At 71.5% G+C, this 14,193-nt stretch carries 17 protein-coding genes; 3 read left to right on the plus strand and 14 right to left on the minus strand.

All coding sequences use genetic code 11. The features are described 5' to 3' along the window. Positions 1-60 precede the first annotated feature (60 nt). On the plus strand, positions 61-1,107 hold the full coding sequence (locus tag AC4D2C_RS16740; protein WP_490915956.1) for an Rv2578c family radical SAM protein: 1,047 nt from the start codon (positions 61-63) through the stop codon (positions 1,105-1,107). On the opposite strand, the gene AC4D2C_RS16745 is transcribed toward AC4D2C_RS16740, so the two are convergent. From AC4D2C_RS16745 to AC4D2C_RS16755, 3 genes are all read right to left on the minus strand, one after another. Then, on the minus strand, positions 1,079-1,561 hold the full coding sequence (locus tag AC4D2C_RS16745) for an NUDIX domain-containing protein (protein WP_490915957.1): 483 nt from the start codon (positions 1,559-1,561) through the stop codon (positions 1,079-1,081). The genes AC4D2C_RS16740 and AC4D2C_RS16745 overlap by 29 nt on opposite strands. 70 nt (positions 1,562-1,631) lie before the next feature. Beyond that, positions 1,632-1,880 (minus strand): hypothetical protein, encoded by a 249-nt coding sequence (locus AC4D2C_RS16750; protein WP_490915958.1) that lies wholly within the window; start codon positions 1,878-1,880, stop codon positions 1,632-1,634. Positions 1,881-1,983: 103 nt separating this feature from the next. Then, entirely contained in the window at positions 1,984-3,153 is a 1,170-nt protein-coding gene (locus AC4D2C_RS16755; RefSeq protein ID WP_490915960.1) for a glutamate--cysteine ligase, read from the minus strand. Positions 3,154-3,478: 325 nt separating this feature from the next. Here AC4D2C_RS16755 and AC4D2C_RS16760 point away from each other — a divergent pair, with 325 nt between their 5' ends. Further along, positions 3,479-4,714, plus strand: a complete 1,236-nt coding sequence (locus AC4D2C_RS16760; protein ID WP_490915961.1) for an MFS transporter — start codon at positions 3,479-3,481, stop codon at positions 4,712-4,714. A gap of 33 nt (positions 4,715-4,747) precedes the next feature. Here AC4D2C_RS16760 and AC4D2C_RS16765 read toward each other — a convergent pair whose 3' ends face one another. The 4 genes from AC4D2C_RS16765 to infC form a co-directional block, all read right to left on the minus strand. Next, a complete protein-coding gene (locus AC4D2C_RS16765; RefSeq protein WP_490915962.1) occupies positions 4,748-5,692 on the minus strand; it encodes a TrmH family RNA methyltransferase in 945 nt (314 codons plus the stop codon). 46 nt (positions 5,693-5,738) lie between these two features. Continuing rightward, on the minus strand, positions 5,739-6,128 hold the full coding sequence (gene rplT / locus AC4D2C_RS16770; protein ID WP_055772447.1) for a 50S ribosomal protein L20: 390 nt from the start codon (positions 6,126-6,128) through the stop codon (positions 5,739-5,741). Between the two features lie 87 nt (positions 6,129-6,215). Beyond that, the gene (gene rpmI / locus AC4D2C_RS16775; RefSeq protein ID WP_490915963.1) at positions 6,216-6,410 is read right to left on the minus strand and encodes a 50S ribosomal protein L35; all 195 of its coding nucleotides are present in this window, start codon (positions 6,408-6,410) and stop codon (positions 6,216-6,218) included. A gap of 105 nt (positions 6,411-6,515) precedes the next feature. After that, positions 6,516-7,667 (minus strand): translation initiation factor IF-3, encoded by a 1,152-nt coding sequence (infC, locus tag AC4D2C_RS16780; RefSeq protein ID WP_490915964.1) that lies wholly within the window; start codon positions 7,665-7,667, stop codon positions 6,516-6,518. Positions 7,668-8,002: 335 nt separating this feature from the next. Between infC and AC4D2C_RS16785 the strand changes: the two genes are divergently transcribed. Further along, positions 8,003-8,455 carry a DUF1844 domain-containing protein gene (locus AC4D2C_RS16785; protein ID WP_490915965.1) on the plus strand — a complete coding sequence of 151 codons (453 nt, stop codon included), beginning with the start codon at positions 8,003-8,005 and terminating at the stop codon, positions 8,453-8,455. A 17-nt stretch (positions 8,456-8,472) separates the two neighbouring features. On the opposite strand, the gene AC4D2C_RS16790 is transcribed toward AC4D2C_RS16785, so the two are convergent. From AC4D2C_RS16790 to AC4D2C_RS16820, 7 genes are all read right to left on the minus strand, one after another. Continuing rightward, a complete protein-coding gene (locus AC4D2C_RS16790) occupies positions 8,473-9,777 on the minus strand; it encodes an MFS transporter (RefSeq protein ID WP_490915966.1) in 1,305 nt (434 codons plus the stop codon). A 31-nt stretch (positions 9,778-9,808) separates the two neighbouring features. Continuing rightward, positions 9,809-10,675, minus strand: a complete 867-nt coding sequence (locus AC4D2C_RS16795; RefSeq protein ID WP_490915967.1) for an SseB family protein — start codon at positions 10,673-10,675, stop codon at positions 9,809-9,811. Next, complete coding sequence (gene priA / locus AC4D2C_RS16800) at positions 10,672-11,424, minus strand: bifunctional 1-(5-phosphoribosyl)-5-((5-phosphoribosylamino)methylideneamino)imidazole-4-carboxamide isomerase/phosphoribosylanthranilate isomerase PriA (protein WP_490915968.1); 753 nt, start codon at positions 11,422-11,424, stop codon at positions 10,672-10,674. Before priA ends, AC4D2C_RS16795 begins: the two co-directional genes overlap by 4 nt. A gap of 64 nt (positions 11,425-11,488) precedes the next feature. Then, on the minus strand, positions 11,489-11,647 hold the full coding sequence (locus AC4D2C_RS16805) for a hypothetical protein (RefSeq protein ID WP_490915970.1): 159 nt from the start codon (positions 11,645-11,647) through the stop codon (positions 11,489-11,491). A gap of 4 nt (positions 11,648-11,651) precedes the next feature. Continuing rightward, positions 11,652-12,290 carry an imidazole glycerol phosphate synthase subunit HisH gene (gene hisH / locus AC4D2C_RS16810; RefSeq protein ID WP_104050753.1) on the minus strand — a complete coding sequence of 213 codons (639 nt, stop codon included), beginning with the start codon at positions 12,288-12,290 and terminating at the stop codon, positions 11,652-11,654. Then, the gene (hisB, locus tag AC4D2C_RS16815) at positions 12,287-12,904 is read right to left on the minus strand and encodes an imidazoleglycerol-phosphate dehydratase HisB (RefSeq protein ID WP_490908193.1); all 618 of its coding nucleotides are present in this window, start codon (positions 12,902-12,904) and stop codon (positions 12,287-12,289) included. The genes hisH and hisB overlap by 4 nt, the downstream gene beginning before the upstream one ends. 143 nt (positions 12,905-13,047) lie before the next feature. Then, positions 13,048-14,142, minus strand: coding sequence for a histidinol-phosphate transaminase (locus tag AC4D2C_RS16820; protein ID WP_490915971.1), 1,095 nt, complete (start codon positions 14,140-14,142; stop codon positions 13,048-13,050). Positions 14,143-14,193: the final 51 nt, after the last annotated feature.

Genomic DNA, 14,193 nt, shown 5'->3' on the forward strand with positions numbered 1-14,193 from the left:
CCAGCCTAGGTCAGGCTCCGGACGGTGGCGGAGAATTAGTACACGTGTTCTACTGGGGGCATGCGGTGGGAAGGCCAGAAAGTGACAGCGGACGGCGTCGTGCCGTCGACACCGGCCCTGCTGCCGTTGGCCGGGCTGGTCCGCAGCGTGCAGACACCCGAGTTCGCGGGCATCACGTTCCACGAGGTGACCGCCAGGTCGATCCTCAACAGGGTCCCCCCGACGTCGTCGATGCCGTTCTCCTGGACCATCAACCCGTTCCGCGGCTGTTCCCACGCCTGTGTCTACTGCTTCGCCCGCAAGACGCACAGTTACCTCGACCTGGACACGGGCCTCGACTTCGATGCGCAGCTGGTGGTCAAGATCAACGCCGTCGAGGTGCTCACCCGCGAACTCGCGCGCCCCTCCTGGGAGCGCGAGCACGTGGCCCTGGGGACCAACACCGACCCGTACCAGCGCGCGGAGGGCCGCTACGGGCTCATGCCGGGGATCATCGGGGCCCTCGCGGACTCGGGGACGCCCTTCTCGATCCTCACGAAGGGCACGCTCCTGGCACGCGACCTGCCGCTGTTGAAGGCCGCGGCGCGGTCGGTCCCGGTCGGCATGGGTATCTCCCTCGCGCTCGTGGACCCGGTCCTCGCCGAGGCGATCGAACCCGGGACCCCCGCCCCGAAGGCACGCCTGGCCCTCATCTCCCGTCTGCGGGAGGCGGGCCTGCCGTGCGGTGTCCTGGCCATGCCGATCCTGCCCTGGCTCTCGGACGGGGACGAGTCGCTGGACCGACTGTTCGGGGCGCTGGCGGCGGCGGGGGCCACGGGGGTCACCGCGGGTCCCCTCCATCTGCGGCCGGGCTCACGCGAGTGGTTCATGCAGTGGCTGGCAACCCACCACCCGCATCTCGTCCCACGCTACGAGGAGCTCTACCGCGGGGGGAGCTACGCATCCAAGGAGTACCGGGACTGGCTGTCCGGCAGGATCCGGCTGTTCCGCGGGAAGCACGGCCTGGCGGCGGGCGCCGGCTTCTTCCGCAGCCTCTCGCCTGCGGGACAGCAGGAACCGGTCGCCGGCCGGTCCACGGCTACGCCGGTCCAGGCAGCGCTGTTCTAGCCGCGCCGGCCAGGCGGTCCGTCATCGCCCGCAGGGCGTCGAGGATGGGCCGGTCGGCCGGGATCCACGGCAGGGCGTCGAGTTCCCGGGCAGGGTGGAGCGCCACCCAGCGCAGTTCGTCGTGGTCCTGCAGGGGCGCCGCTTCACCAGCCTCCGTCTCGGCGAGCCACACGCGCATCGCCGCCGTGGCGTGGAGCGGCCAGCCCTGCGGACCCGGGCCGCCGATCTCGGGGCCGAGCCGCGCCTCGATGCCCAGTTCCTCCTCGAGTTCACGGAGGAGCGCCGCCTCGCAGGTCTCGCCGGGTTCCACCTTGCCCCCGGGGAACTCCCACATCCCGGCGAACTGCGGGGGCGCCGTCCTGCGGGCCACGAGGAGCCGGGTGGGGTGCTGGAGGGAGTCGACGACGGCGGCTCCGACGATCTGGCGGAGCCCGGTCTCTGCAGGGTGCGTCACCGGCCGAGTCTATCCATGGAAAACCGGCCACCACGGCATGCGACCGGCGTCGGGTGGTCCGATCCGGTCCTCAGCTCTCCTCGGGCGAGGCGAGCGCGTCCCCGGTGGGTGCCGTCTGGTGCTCGGGGTTGTCGCCGCGGCGGTACTCCCCCTGCGGGCTCAGGCCGGGGACATGCTGCCCCGCGTTGAGTTCGGTGGAGGTGTACGTCTCCTCGGAGAACTCCGCGGCACTCTCGTTCTCGGGTTCCTGGGGGAGGTTGATGTCCTGCCGCAGGTGCTCGCTCTGCGGCAGTTGGAAGGAGTTCGGCGTCCAGCCCATGATGCACTCCGATCTATCGGTGGTTCGCTTGGTTCTATCGGTGGTTCGCTTGCGGCGAGTGGTTCCGGCGGGGCCGCCCGTTGCGGGCGGACTCCCCGGCTCGTCATGATATCGCTGTGCGTCCTCGGCCCGTGGCCCTGGCCAGGATCCTGTGCGCGGGCCGCCGTGCCGCCTCGTGATGGTCCGCGATCCTGCCCCGCGCGAGATGGGTGACCCGGAGAGCCTCCGAGACGACGTCCTCGAGGCTGCCCCGGCGCAGGAGTGCCGCTCGCTGGCGCCGGGCCCCGGTACCGCGCGCCAGGAGCTGACGCAGCAGCGACTCGGCGATCTCCGCGTCGCCCTGGTCGCGGAGGGCCGGCCTGACGTGGCGCAGCAGCGTCAGCGCCACGGAGCCGGCGTCCTGCGGCTTCCCGGTGAGCGGATGCAGCAGCTTCCCGTCCAGGCCGAACCGGCCCGCCCGCCAGGACGCCATCCTCACCATGGCCGTGGGCACGGCGAGCGGGACGACGCCGGCGCGCCACTCGCGTGCCGCCGTCTCGACCAGTCCCCGCGTCAGCAGGGCGAGCAGGACGGCGTCGTCCGAATACAGGCACACATCGCTGACGCGTACCTCGACGGTGGGGTGGTGGTGACTCAGGCGGGCGTCGAAGTAGATCTGCGCGAGGTCCACCGGCACCGCCGTGTCGAGCAGCCCGGAGACGGTCGCGTGGTAGTGCTCGGGCGTGCCGAAGATCTCGCACGGGCCGGTCATGGGCCAGCGGCTCCACGCCTGGGACCGGTAGCTGGCGTACCCGGTGTCCGTCCCGTTCCAGAAGGGCGAGTTGCCCGAGAGCGCGAGGAGGACCGGCAGCCAGGCGCGGATGCGGTCGAGGACAGCGACGCCCTCCTCGTCGTCCGCCACGCTGACGTGGACATGGCAGCCGCACGTCAGCTGCTCGCTCGCCGTCAGCGCGAACGTGTCCTGCATCTGCTCGTAGCGCGTGCCCGGCGAGGCGATCGGGCGCGCGGGCTGGGGCGATGTGGCGAGGGCCACGGCCCGTGCGCCCACCCGCCGCGCCGTCTCGTCGGCGAGGGCCCGGCACCGGGCGATGTCCATGGCGAGGTCGTTCACGTCGTCGTACGGGTGGGTACTCGTCTCGATCTGTTCCTGCTTGATCTCGCAGCTCAGGCGCTCGTCGTGGCACAGGCGGAAGGCCTCCTGGCCCAGCGGCACCGCGTGGCCGCCGTCGGCGTCGACGAGGAGGAACTCCTCCTCCACGCCGAAGGTCCTCATGACCGCACCCCGCCGGTCGGGGCGGGGCACCTCGTCGCGTGCTGCAGCGACCGGGGAAAGGTGGTGGGCATGGTGGGTCTCCCTCAGCGGAACGATCGTCGGGCCGCTGCTGAACCACGTTGTCGTCCATCCACCGTAGGACCGCCGACGGTGCCGCAGCAATGTCGCCGCGGCGCCGCTCTCTGTTGACTTCCCGGGCCGATGCGGTCATCGCCTACGCTTGACGGAGACGACGGCGTCCGCGTCCGCGTCGCCGCGTGTTCTCCCCGCGCCTCGGAGGGCGGCGACCTTCCCTTCCTCGAATGATCACGCCGCAAGGACACCCATGACTGCCCCCGTTCCATCCCCGACGTCCTCCCAGCGGCTCGCAGGCCGCCCGTTGGCCATGGCCATCGGGGCGCTGGCCGTGGGGGGCTTCGCCCTCGGGACCACCGAGTTCACCATCATGGGTCTGCTCGAGCAGATGCGCGCCGATCTCGGCGTCGACTACGAGCGTGGCGGTCAGGTCATCTCGGCCTACGCGCTCGGCGTCGTCGTCGGCGCTCCGGTCCTCGCCACCCTCGGCGCGAAGAGACCCCAGCGCTCGGTCGCCCTCGCGCTCGCCCTGGTCATCACCCTGGCGAACCTGTCCTCGTTCTTCGCCTCGGGCTTCGGGTGGATGCTGGTCTCCCGGTTCCTGTCCGGGCTGCCGCACGGCGCCTACTTCGGTGTGGCCGCCGTCATCGCCGCCTCCCTCGCCGATCCTGCCAGGCGCGGGCGCGCCATCTCGATGGTGATGCTCGGGCTCAGCATCGCGAACGTCGTCGGGGTGCCCTTCGCGACCTGGGTGGGCCAGCAGTTCGGCTGGCGGTCCATGTTCCTGCTGGTGGGGCTGATCGGTGCGGCCACGCTGGTGCTCATCAGGGTGTTCGTCCCGGCTCTCCCGGTGCGGCCCGGAGCGAGCATCCGGGGTGAGCTCGGAGCGCTGCGCCGTCCGCAGCTGTGGATGACACTGCTCATCGGGATCGTGGGTTTCGGCGGGTTCTTCGCCGTCTACTCCTACATCGCGCCGGTGATGACCGAAGTGGCCGGGGTGGGGGCTTCCCTCCTGCCGTTCGTCGTCGCGCTGTACGGGGTAGGCATGGTGGTCGGCAACATCCTCGGCGGGCGGCTGGCGGACAGGTCGATCATGGGCAGCATCTACGGGTCGATGACCGCCATCGCCGCGGTTCTGCTGGTGTTCCCGCTCGCGGCCGGCACGCCCTGGTCGGCATGCGTCTTCGTCTTCCTGGTCGGGGCCACCGGCTCCACCCTCATCCCGCCCCTGCAGGCGCGGCTCCTGGACGTCTCCCCCGGAGCGCCCTCCCTCGCCTCGTCGATGAATCATTCCTCGCTGAACCTGGCGAACGCGCTCGGTGCAGCACTCGGGGGCGCCGTCATCACGGCGGGTTGGGGCTTCACGGCGCCGGCCCTCGTGGGTGCCGTCCTCGCCGTGCTGGGACTCGGGGTGGCCCTCGTCAGCGGAAGGATGGACCGGCGGCAACGCGCCGGGTCGCAGCGCCGGTCGGTCCCCGTCGCCTGAGGCGCGGCACTCGGTTCCGGCCGGCAGGCCGCGCTAGCCGACGCGCTGCGCGCGCGCCGAGGCGTAGAGACAGACCGTGGCGGCGGTGCCGACGTTGAGGGATTCCGCGTTCCCGTAGACGGGCACGGCGACCCTCGCGTCGGCCGCGGCGGTCACCGCGGGCGGTAGTCCCTGCGCCTCGTTGCCGAAGAGCCACGCGGTCGGATCCTCCAGGCGGACGGAATCGGGAAGACCTTCCGCGCCGGGCACTGGTCCGGCGCCCTTCGGGGACGGTCCTCCGCCCACTGCGCGGGCAGCGCTCGCGTCCTGCAGGTCGTCGAGATCCACGGCCCCGTACCCGTCGGCGGCGAGGACGGTCATCCCGCCACCCTTCAGGCGGCCGGTCAGCCCGTCGAGCTCCACGCCCAGGACGAGTGGCAGGTGGAACAGCGAACCGACGGTGGAGCGCACCGTCTTCGGGTTGTAGGGATCCACGCTCGCGCCGGTGAGGATGACCGCACCGGCGCCGGCGGAGTCGGCCGCGCGGATGATCGTGCCCGCGTTGCCCGGGTCACGCACCTCGACCAGCACGGCCACGAGCCGCGGTCCGGCGGCGAGGACGTCCTCGAGCGGGACGTCGACGAACCGGCAGACCGCCACGAAGCCCTGCGGCGTCACGGTGGAGGACATCGCCGCGAGGACCTCCGGCGTCGCCAGGCGGAGGACGGGCGCACCGTCCAGGGCGAGCAGCGCCGCGATGTCGGCATGCCGCTCGAGCGCCTCCGGCGTGGCATAGGCGCCGACCACCACGTCGTCCCTGCCCTCCCCACGCCGTTCGAGATGGAGGCGCAGCGCCTCCCGTACGGCCTGCGGCCCCTCGGCGAGGAACTCGCGGCGCCGTAGACGCGACGGACGCCCAGCCAGGCGTGCCACCTCCTTCACCCGATCAGCCTGGGTGTTGGTCATCAGTGGCGCCTGGGGGCGTCCGTCGTCAGTCATCGTGGTCCGGTCGGGCGGGCCGCACGGCCCGCTCCAGCCGATGTGCCTAGGCCGAGGCCTTGAGCGGGGCCGACGTGTCGGCCGGCAGGGCGTTCTTCGCGATCTGGACGAGCGCGGCGAAGGCGGCTCCGTCCGTGACGGCGAGGTCGGCGAGCATCCGGCGGTCGACCTGGATCTCGGCGGCCTTGAGGCCCTGGATCAGGCGGTTGTAGGTCAGGCCGTTGGCGCGGGAGGCAGCGTTGATGCGCTGGATCCAGAGGCGACGGAAGTCGCCCTTGCGCTTGCGGCGGTCGCCGTAGCTGTAGACGAACGAGTGGAGCAGCTGCTCCTTGGCCTTGCGGTACAGGCGCGAACGCTGTCCGCGGTAGCCCTTGGCGCGCTCGAGGATGACCCGACGCTTCTTGTGGGCATTGACTGCCCGCTTCACACGTGCCACGTGCGTACTCCTTTTGTTCTTCGGTGACGGCCGCAGCCGCAGCGCCGCACAGTCCGTGCGAACGCTTTCCCCGGGGTGGATAGGTGGTTAGATGCCCAGCATCTTCTTGATGGTCTTGGTGTCGGCCTTCGAGACGATCTTGTCGCTCGCGAGGCGGCGCGTCACGGTCGAGGACTTGTGCTCGAGGTAGTGACGGCGGTTGGCCTGCTGGCGCTTGAGCTTTCCGCTTCCGGTCAGCTTGAAGCGCTTCTTGGCGCCGCTGTGGGTCTTCATCTTCGGCATGGGAACCGATCTCCTTCTGGTAGCCGGGGCGGGTGCGCCCGGAGTTCGGCACCGTGTCGATGCCTGCTGGTTGTGGAACGAGCCCGTCAGGACCGGCCTGAAGGCCTAGTCCGTGCTCCCGGGCTTGGGCCGACTGGTCGGGCTCTTGGAGGGAGCCGTCCTGCCGGCGGGCTTGGGGGTCGCCGACGGCTTCGGCGCTCCGGGCTTCGGCGTGGCCGAGGGCTGGGCTGCTGCGGACGGCTTCGGTGCCGACGCGGCGGGCTTGGGGGCCGCTGCGGCAGGCCTCGGTGCGGGGGCGGGCGGAGCCGACCTCGGTGCCGGGGCAGCCGCTGCGGGGCGGGACGTCGCAGGGCGCGGAGCCGAAGCGGGCCGGGACGTGGCAGGGCGTTCGGCAGCCGGACGCGGCGCCGTCGACCGCGGGGCCGAGGAGGTGCGGGCCGGTGCTGCCGGAGCCTGCTCCGCCTTCGGTGCCTGCACGGGCTGTGCCGCCGTCGTGCCGGAGTCCGTCGCCTCCGCCGTGGGCGCGCTCTGGGCGGGTGCCTGGGGGGCACCCGTCTGCTGTGCCTCGGCTGCGGTGTCGGTCTCGGCTGCGACGGTCTCGACTGCCTCGGGCGCACTCCTGATCTCGTAGCCCTCGGGCAGCAGGTCCGCGAGGGACTGCGTCAGCGGCGCGTTGTCGGCACCGGAGGTATCGACGCGCGGCGGCGCCTCGCCGTTCCTGGCGGCCTCGTTCGCTGCCTTGGCCTCGGCACGCTGGGTCTCCCGTCGCGCCTCCGCCTTGGCTTCGGCCTTGTTCTTCGTGGGACCGATGACCATGACCATGTTGCGGCCGTCGATACGCGGCGAGGACTCGACGATGCCTACCTCGGCGACATCTTCCGCGAACTTCTGCAGCAGGCGGATACCCATCTCGGGGCGCTGCTGCTCACGTCCGCGGAACTGGATCATGGCCTTGACCTTGTCGCCGGCGCCGAGGAAGCGGATGGCGTGGCCGCGCTTGGTCTCGTAGTCGTGCGTGTCGATCTTGAGGCGGAAACGGATCTCCTTCAGGACCGTGTTGGTCTGGTTCTTCCGCGCCTCGCGGGCCTTGACGGCCGCCTCGTACTTGTATTTGCCAAAATCCATGAGCTTGGCGACCGGCGGCTTGGCCTGCGGTGCTACCTCGACAAGATCCAGGTCGGACTCGGCGGCAAGTCGGAGTGCGTCCTCGATACGGACGATTCCTACCTGTTCGCCGGCAGGTCCGACCAACCGCACCTCGGGAACGCGGATACGATCGTTGATTCTTGGCTCGCTGATGTGTGACTCCTGTGGATACTCAAGCTGAAACCGCCTGCAGACGAAAGAAGGCCTTCCATTGCATGCGCAATCGAAGGCCTCGGTAACCGGTCATGCACGGTCGGGGAGGCAGAAGCCTCCTGCGCAACGGCAGAACCGACCAGGTGACCCGGCTACCTGCAATGCGACGAGCGGTCGCACCAGGCAAACGCGGGTGGGAGAGGACTCCGCTTGCATCCCGGCCACCACCCGCCGCTCCTGGAGGGAGCACGGCAAGTAACGGCGACCGGTTGGTCTATGCCAAGCTTACCAGTATGGACACCCCACACGACAATCCGCAGCCCGCCCCCGACGAGGTGCCCGCACCGGTGACCCGCCGCAGCTTCGCGGACGAGCAGGAGCAGGGCCACGACACGCCGGACGACGCCGAGCAGGACGTCCGACGGCAGATGAGGGACATCTCCGAGGTGGCCGCCGTCGAGGTCATCGTCACCTCCGCAGTCCACCTCATGAGCGCCGCGGCGGTGAAGTGCGGCCTCGGCCACGAGGAGAACGCCGAGCAGCTCAAGGACCTCGACGAGGCGCGCAAGCTCATCACCGCTCTCGCCGGTTTCGTGACGGCCGCGGCGCCGGAGATCGGTTCCCAGCACGCCGGACCGCTGCGCGACGGGCTCCGCTCCCTGCAGCTCGCTTTCCGGGAGGCATCGATCATCCCCGACCCGCCCGGCCAGGGCCCTGGCGAGAAGTACACCGGGCCGGTCAACTAGCGCTTCCCGGCGGCCCGCTACCGAGCGGGCTGCCCCGATGCCGCCGGGGACCGGAGGCTCCGACCGCGCGCGAGGTAGCCGATGGCGCCGATGGCCGCGGAGACCACGGACACGGCGGTGAAACCGCCCCAGGGGCCGGTCGCGTCGATGAGCAGCCCTGCCACCGGTGCGCCCAGCGCCACACCGGAGGTCAGCGCGGAGCCGTACCAGCCCATGGCCTCCCCCCGCCGGTCCTCCGCGACGAGGTCCGCGACCTTCTCCGAGGCGGCAGAGAGGACCGGCGCACACAGCAGACCCGGTGGGATGGACAGCAGTGCCAGTGAGAGCGTGTCCTGGGCGAATCCCATGGGCAGCGTCAGGAGTCCCATGCCGAGCAGCAGCAGCGACGGCGGGACCGGCCGGTGCAGGGCTCCGTAGAGGAGACCGCCGACCACCGACGCCGCGCACCACGCCACGAACACGAGCCCCAGCTGCCCCTCGTTCCCGGCGAGCTCGAGGGCCGCGACGATGCCGACCTCGGACCCCGAAAGGACCAGTCCGGCACCCGCGGCGATCACCATGACCAGGACGAGCGGCGCCGTCAGCCACGGGAACGCGCGACGCACTCCCCTGCGCAGCATCGAGGACCCGCGCCCCGCCGTCGTGCCCGGGTATCCGACGAGGTCGGCCGGTGCCTCGCCGAGCACCGCCGGCCCGGGTGCCGGGACGGGGTCCGCGACGGGGGCCGCGTCGTGCAGCTGCTCCGACCGCGTCGCAGGGTTGATCCACATGAGGAAGAGCCCGGCCGACGCGGCGGCGACGCCGACGAGGGTGAGGCCGAGGACGGAGGACACCTGCGTGGCGAGGACGACGCCGACCGCCGGCCCCGCCATGAAGACCACTTCCGTGGAGATCGCATCGAGGGTGAAGGCCGTGCGCCGGCGGTCACCGTCCACCAGGACGCCGAGTGCCTGGCGGATCACCGAGAAGGCCGGGAGGGTGAAGAGTCCCCCGATCAGGGCCGCGACGAGCAGCCACTGGTAGGACAGGTGCGGCGCGATCGACCAGATGATCGCCTCGGCGACCACCGACGGGATGAGTGCCCGGCGCAGCCCCACGTCGTCGATCCGCCGGCCGCGCCAGGGAGCGCCCACGGCGATGCCGATCGTGACGACGGCCGCCACGGCGCCCGCTTCGGCGTAGCCCCGGTCGAGGGTCTGCACCACGTGCAGGGTCAGCAGCACGCCTGCCGCGGAGTGGGGGAAGCGGGCGATCATCCCGATGATCAGCAGCGTCCGCACGGAGCGGATCCGCAGCAGGTCGCGGTAGACGGCGAAGTTCACGGCTCTGTCTTTCCTGGCCGACGGCGCTGCGTCAGCGGGTGAGTTTGATATCGAGCGAGTCGACGCGTTCCACGAAGGCATCGAGGCCCAGGAGCGTCGCCCGGAAGGCCGCGACGACGTCGTGCACCTCCTGCGGCCCCAGCCCACCGCGGAGCCGCAGGTCCATCCGCAGCTCCGGTCCGGGTCCTCCGCCGGAAGCAATGGTACCGTCGGCGGCCCGTGCGAGGACGCCGGCGGCGGGCCGGAGAGCCACGGAGAGGATGTCCGGCACCTCGCCCGCCGCGGTCGCGACGAGCGATGCCAGGTCGGGGTCCTCGTACGACGGTCTCCAGTCGATCTGCCGGGCGAGGGCCCACACGGCAGGACGCCGGAGGACGACCGTCAACTCGCCGCCCGGGTCGAGCACCATCAGTTCGGCGTCCTCCGCCGCCGCGGCCAGGGCGGCTCGCGCGGCGTAGGCCGCCACGGGCCTCGCATCCGCGTGCCAGCGGGTCAGCGCCGCCGTGGAGGAGAACACCGGCAGGGCCTTCCGCCCGTCCGGCGCTGTCAACGTGACGAGCGCCATCTCGGCTTCCTTGTCGGCCGCCAGGCCGGCGACGCCCTCCGCCCCCTGGCCGAGTCGGGCGACGATGGGGATGAACACGCGTGCGGTGGTGAGGGCCGCGAAGACCGCCCGTTCGCGCGGGCCGGGCTGGTCCACCGTCCCGTCCGAGGCTCCCAGGAGCCCTGCCACGGCAGCCGAGAGCGCGTGGTCGGCGGAACCGTCGTCGTCGTCGAAGGCGTGCAGCGGATTCTCGGGACCGGACAGGTCCCGGCCCGCCCATGCCCGGCCCGCGGAGTCGGCGGTGTTGCCGGCGAGCGCCGCGGCGATGTGGGCGGGCAGCTCCCTCCGGCTCACGCTGCGGGCAGCCCTGCCACATCCAGTGCCTGCGGCAGGGTGAAGGCACCGGCGTAGAGGGCCTTGCCGACGATGGCGCCCTCCAGCCCGCGCGGCACGAGGTCGCGGAGGGCCGCGATGTCGTCCAGGCTCGAGATCCCGCCCGACGCCACGACCGGGCGGGTGGTCCTGGTCAGCACCTGCTCGAGCAGGGCGATGTTCGGCCCCTTGAGCGTCCCGTCCTTCGTCACGTCCGTCACGACGTAGCGTGCGCAGCCGGCGTCCTCGAGGCGCTGCAGGACCTCCCAGAGGTCGCCGCCGTCCTCCGTCCAGCCGCGGGCCGCGAGCGTGGTGCCGCGCACGTCGAGTCCGACGGCGACGGCGTCGCCGTACCGGGCGATGGCGAGTTCGGTCCACTCGGGGTTCTCCAGGGCGGCCGTTCCGAGGTTCACCCGCGTGGCGCCGAGCTCGAGTGCGGCGTCGAGGGATGCGTCGTCCCGGATGCCGCCGGAGAGCTCCACCTTGATGTCGAGGTGCTTCACCACGCGCTCGAGCAGGGGCTGGTTGGACCCCCGGCCGAATGCGGCGTCCAGGTCGACCAGGTGGACCCACTCCGCCCCGGCCTCCTGCCACGCGAGGGCCGCGTCGAGCGGGTCGCCGTAGCCGGTCTCGCTGCCGGCCTCGCCCTGGACGAGGCGGACGGCCTGCCCGTCGGCGACGTCGACGGCGGGGAGGAGTTCGAGTGAGGGCTGTTCGGCGAAGGGGCTCATGGTCTGCTTTCGTGCGGTCTGCGGGCTGCGGAAGTCCTGCGGGATGGGGTCGGGTCGGGTCCGGCTAGTCGCCGGGGAGGGTGAAGAGGTAGGCGGCGAAGAGCGAGAGGCCCGCCAGCGCGAGGAAGGCGATCCACACCCAGCGCGGGAAGTCCTGGCTGCGCAGGGAGTACGCGCCGCCGATGAGGAGGCCGGCGGCTCCCATGAGCACGAGGCTCAGCACCGGTTCACCGCAGGCCCTCGATCCAGTTCCGCAGCAGCTGCGCTCCGGCGTCGCCCGACTTCTCGGGGTGGAACTGCGTGGCGCTGAGCGGGCCGTTCTCGACCGCGGCGATGAAGGGCCCGCCGTGGTGGGACCAGGTGACCTGCGGGGGCTTCATGGCGGGCTGGGTGACGTCGAAGGACCAGTCCTGGACGCCGTAGGAGTGCACGAAGTAGAAACGCTCGTCCCCGATGCCGTCGAACAGGACGGTGTCCGCGGGGGCCTCCACGGTGTTCCAGCCCATGTGGGGGACGACGTCGGCCTGGAGCCGCTCGACCGTGCCGGGCCATTCGCCCATACCCGGCGTGCGCACGCCGTGCTCCACGCCCTCGTCGAAGAGCACCTGGAGTCCCACGCAGATCCCGAGGACGGGGCGGCCGCCGGCCACGCGCCGGCCGATCATGCGCAGCGCGTCGACGTCCTTGAGTCCCTTCATGACGGCGGCGAACGCTCCCACGCCCGGGACCAGCAGGCCGTCGGCGGTGAGGACGTCGTCGGGCTTGGCGCTCAGTACGACGTCGGCTCCCACGTGTTCGAGGGCGCGGACGACGGAGCGGACGTTGCCCGAGCCGTAGTCGAGCACGGTCACGGTACGCGGGCTCACAGTGCTCCCTTCGTGGAGGGGATGCCCTCGACCCGGGGATCGGGTTCCACAGCGGCACGGAGCGCCCGGGCGAGGGCCTTGAACTGGGCCTCGACGATGTGGTGCGGGTCGCGGCCGGCGAGGACGGTGACGTGCAGGCAGATCTGCGCGTGCAGTGCGATGGCCTCCAGCACGTGCCGGGTGAGCGATCCCGTGAAGTGGCCGCCGATGAGGTGGTACTCCTGGCCCGCCGGTTCGCCGCCGTGCACGAGGTACGGGCGTCCCGAGATGTCGACGACGGCGTTCGCGAGGGCTTCGTCCAGCGGGACCGTGGCCTCGCCGAAGCGGCGGATGCCGGCCTTCGTGCCGAGGGCGATGCGGAGCGCCTCCCCGATGGCGATCGCGGTGTCCTCGACCGTGTGGTGGACGTCGATGTGCGTGTCCCCGGAGGACGTGATGGCGAGGTCGATCAGCGAGTGCTTCGACAGGGCGGTGAGCATGTGGTCGTAGAAGGGCACCGTGGTGTCGATCGAGGACACCCCGGTGCCGTCGAGGTCGAGCTCGACGACGACGCTGGACTCGCTCGTGACGCGTTCGATCCGGGCCGTGCGGCCGCGGGCGGCATCAACTGTCATTGCATTCCTTCTGTGCGCTGCCGGGCATCCGGCACCGATCGGGGTTCGGCGGTGGCTGGGGGCGATGCACGGTGAGGTGCGGGACCGCCCCCAAGTCTAGGAGACTCGCGTGCGGGACGATGCTCCATGCGGGCCGGAGCGGGCTAGAGCAGCTTCGTCAACGCCGAGAGGAACACCGTGGTCTCGTGTTCTGTTCCCGCGGTGACCCGCAGGGACCCGGTGATGCCGACGTCGCGGATGAGGACCCCGGCCTCCAGCAGTCCCTCCCAGACGCGATGCGGATCCTCGAGGCCGGAGAAGAACACGAAGTTCGCATCCGACGGTGCCGGCGACAGGCCGAGCCCCTCCAGTTCCCTCACGATGCGGTCCCGCTGCACCTTGATCGCCTCGACGTTGGACAGCAGCGTGTCCGCGTGCGTGAGCGCGGCGTTGGCCGCGGCCTGCGTGATGGCGGACAGGTGGTACGGCAGGCGCACCAGCCGCAGGGCGTCGGTGATCTCGGGCGCGGCCGCGAGGTAGCCGATCCTGGCTCCGGCGAGGGCGAAGGCCTTGCTCATGGTGCGGGACACGAGCAGCCGCGGGCGCCCGGGCAACAGCGTAAGCGCGCTCGGCGTGCCCTGCTGCGCGAACTCCCCGTACGCCTCGTCGACGATGATGATGGCGCGGGCGGCCTCGCCGGCGTCGTAGGCGGCCTCGATGACGTCGAGACCCAGGGCCGTGCCGGTGGGGTTGTTCGGCGAGCACAGGAAGACGATGTTCGCGCCGGACTCGCGGACCGCCCGGGCCGTGGCCTCGGGCGTCATGGCGTAGGCGGCCCCGCGCTCCGCCGTGACGTAGCGCGTGCCCGTGCCGCTGGCCAGCAGCGGGTACATGGAATAGGTGGGCGGGAATCCGATCGCCGTCCGCCCCGGTCCGCCGAAGGCCTGGAGGACCTGCTGCAGGACCTCGTTGGAGCCGTTGGCCGCCCAGAGCTGGTCGGGGGTGAGGCCGTGGCCGAGGTAGTCGGCGAGGTTCTTCCGGAGTTCGGTGAATTCGCGGTCCGGGTAGCGGTTCAGCCCCTGCGTGGCCCGGGCGACGGCCTCCACGATGGCCGCGTGCACGTCGTCGGGGACGCCGTGCGTGTTCTCGTTCACGTTCAGGAGGATCGGGACGTCCAGCTGGGGGGCGCCGTAGGGGTGCAGCCCCACGAGGTCGTCACGCAGCGGGAGGTTTGCGAGGGCGTCGACGGAGGAGGGCACCTCACGAGTTTAAGCGATGCCGGCTGCAGCGGCGAACGGCCGGTACCGGAT

The organism is Arthrobacter sp. TJ-240 (genome assembly GCF_058269195.1).

Excerpts from the sequence above, each read along its gene's own strand:
- AC4D2C_RS16755 (WP_490915960.1), bottom strand. The coding sequence starts at position 3,153 with ATGAGGACCTTCGGCGTGGAGGAGGAGTTCCTCCTCGTCGACGCCGAC.
- hisB (WP_490908193.1), bottom strand. The coding sequence starts at position 12,904 with ATGACAGTTGATGCCGCCCGCGGCCGCACGGCCCGGATCGAACGCGTC.
- AC4D2C_RS16785 (WP_490915965.1), top strand. The coding sequence starts at position 8,003 with ATGGACACCCCACACGACAATCCGCAGCCCGCCCCCGACGAGGTGCCC.
- AC4D2C_RS16750 (WP_490915958.1), bottom strand. The coding sequence starts at position 1,880 with ATGGGCTGGACGCCGAACTCCTTCCAACTGCCGCAGAGCGAGCACCTG.
- AC4D2C_RS16760 (WP_490915961.1), top strand. The coding sequence starts at position 3,479 with ATGACTGCCCCCGTTCCATCCCCGACGTCCTCCCAGCGGCTCGCAGGC.
- rpmI (WP_490915963.1), bottom strand. The coding sequence starts at position 6,410 with ATGCCGAAGATGAAGACCCACAGCGGCGCCAAGAAGCGCTTCAAGCTG.
- AC4D2C_RS16740 (WP_490915956.1), top strand. The coding sequence starts at position 61 with ATGCGGTGGGAAGGCCAGAAAGTGACAGCGGACGGCGTCGTGCCGTCG.
- AC4D2C_RS16765 (WP_490915962.1), bottom strand. The coding sequence starts at position 5,692 with ATGACTGACGACGGACGCCCCCAGGCGCCACTGATGACCAACACCCAG.
- priA (WP_490915968.1), bottom strand. The coding sequence starts at position 11,424 with ATGAGCCCCTTCGCCGAACAGCCCTCACTCGAACTCCTCCCCGCCGTC.